The following is a 2154-nucleotide window of genomic DNA, read 5'->3' as shown; positions in this document are numbered from 1 at the left end:
TGTACGCCCCGCCGGCCCCGGCCGAGCTGCCGGCGCCGGCCGACGCGATCGCGGTGCCGGGCCTGCGCGCGCGCATGGGCGCGATGGCCGACCAGTTCCACGGCCATCCGTCGCAGACCATGACCATGGTCGGGGTCACCGGCACCAACGGCAAGACCTCCACCGTGCAACTGCTGGCGCAGGCCTGGCACCTGCTGGGCACGCGCAGCGGCAGCATCGGCACGCTCGGCGCCGGCCTGTACGGGCAGGTGCAACCGACCGGCTTCACCACGCCGCTGGTGCTGCCGCTGCACGCGCTGCTGGCGCAGCTGCGCGACGCCGGCGCGCAGGCGGTGGCGATGGAAGTCAGCTCGCACGCACTCGACCAGGGCCGCGTGGACGCGGTGCATTTCGACGTGGCGGTGTTCACCAATCTCACCCGCGACCATCTCGACTACCACAGCGACATGGCCAGCTACGGCGCCGCCAAGGCGCGCCTGTTCGCCACGCCGGGGCTGAAGTCGGCGGTGGTCAACCTGGACGATGCGTTCGGCCGCGAGCTGCTGGCCAAGCTGGATCCGGCGCTGCGCCGCATCGCGGTCAGCTCGCGCGGCCAGGATGGCGCGCAGGTGCGCGCCGAGGCGTTGCGCCTGGACGCGCGCGGCATCGGCTTCACCCTGGCGATCGGCGAGGAGCGGCATCCGCTGCAGTCGCCGTTGCTCGGCCGTTTCAACGTCGACAACCTGCTGGCCGTGGCTGGCGCGCTGCACGCGCTGGACGTGGCGCCGGTGCGCATCGCCGCCACCCTGGCGCAGCTGCAGCCGATCCGCGGGCGCATGAACCGGCTCGGCGGCAATGGCGCGGAGCCGCTGGTGGTGGTCGACTACGCACACACGCCCGACGCGCTGGAACAGGCGCTGCAGAGCCTGCGCGCGCACGCGCAGGGTCGCATCACCTGCGTGTTCGGCTGCGGCGGCGAGCGCGACACCGGCAAGCGCCCGCAGATGGCGGCGATCGCGCAGCGCCTGGCCGAGCGCGTGGTGGTCACCGACGACAACCCGCGTGGCGAGGACGGCGACCGTATCGTCGCCGACATCCTGGCCGGCTTCGACGGCATGCAGGCGGTGCAGGTGCAGCGCGACCGCGCGCAGGCGATCGCCATGGCGGTCGCCGACGCCGGCGCCGAGGACATCGTGCTGATCGCCGGCAAGGGCCACGAGCCGTACCAGGAGATCGCCGGCGTGCGCCATCCGTTCGACGACACCGAGGTCGCCGCGCAGGCCCTGCGCGCGCATGCGGCGGAGGCGGCCCGATGAAGCGCCTGCCGTTGTCGATGATCGCGCACTGGGCCGGCGCCGAGCTGCACGGCGACGACGTGGCGATCGATGCGATCAGTCACGACACCCGCAGCCTGGCCGCCGGCAGCCTGTACGTGGCGCTGCGCGGCGAGCGTTTCGATGGTCACGCCTTCGTCGCCGACGCCGCCGCGCGTGGCGCCAGCGCGCTGCTGGTGGAGCGCGTGCAGCCGCAGATCGAACTGCCGCAGATCGTCGTCGCCGATACCCAGCTGGCGCTGGCGCGGATCGCCGCCGGCATGCAGCGTGGCCGTGCCACCCGCGTGGCCGCGATCACCGGCAGCAACGGCAAGACCAGCGTCAAGGCGCTGCTGCTGGCGATCCTGCAGCATGCCTGCCGCATCGACGGCGGCAGCGTCTACGCCAATCCCGGCAACCGCAACAACGAGATCGGCCTGCCGCTGGCGGTGATCGAGGCGCCGGACGACGCCGACTACGCGATCTACGAGATGGGCGCCGGCAAGCCGGGCGACATCGCCTATCTCACCGACATCGCGCCGCCGCAGGTGTCGCTGGTCAACAACATCGCCGCTGCGCACCTGGAGCGCATGGGCAGCCTGCTCGGCGTGGCGCAGACCAAGGGCGCGATCTACACCGCGCTGCCGGCCGACGGCACCGCGGTGATCAATGCCGACGACGCCTTCGGCCTGTGGTTCGAGCAGCGCCTGGCGACCGGCGAGGCGCGGCCGCAGGTGCTGCGCTTCGGCCTGCAGCCGGGCGCCGAGGTCGGTGCCGCGCAGGTCCGCATGGCCGCCGACCGCACCCAGTTCGTGCTGACCACCCCGCGCGGCGACGTCGAGGCGACGCTGCCGCTGCCGGG

2 protein-coding genes are annotated in these 2154 nt (G+C 73.2%); both read left to right on the top strand.

Annotated features, from left to right (window positions below; all coding sequences use genetic code 11):
• Positions 1-1295, top strand: a 1295-nt coding sequence (locus D183_RS0114995; RefSeq protein ID WP_017909723.1) for a UDP-N-acetylmuramoyl-L-alanyl-D-glutamate--2,6-diaminopimelate ligase, incomplete at its 5' end; no start/stop codon positions are given.
• Positions 1292-2154 (top strand): UDP-N-acetylmuramoyl-tripeptide--D-alanyl-D-alanine ligase (locus D183_RS0114990; RefSeq protein ID WP_017909722.1); only part of this gene is annotated, 863 nt, incomplete at its 3' end. The genes D183_RS0114995 and D183_RS0114990, both read left to right, overlap by 4 nt.

The sequence above is a fragment of the Xanthomonas sp. SHU 199 genome (assembly GCF_000364665.1).
In the GTDB taxonomy this organism is placed as follows: Bacteria; Pseudomonadota; Gammaproteobacteria; order Xanthomonadales; family Xanthomonadaceae; genus Xanthomonas_A; species Xanthomonas_A sontii.
The sequence above is the reverse complement of the archived record's forward strand: the minus strand, read 5'-3'. Positions and strand labels throughout refer to the sequence as shown.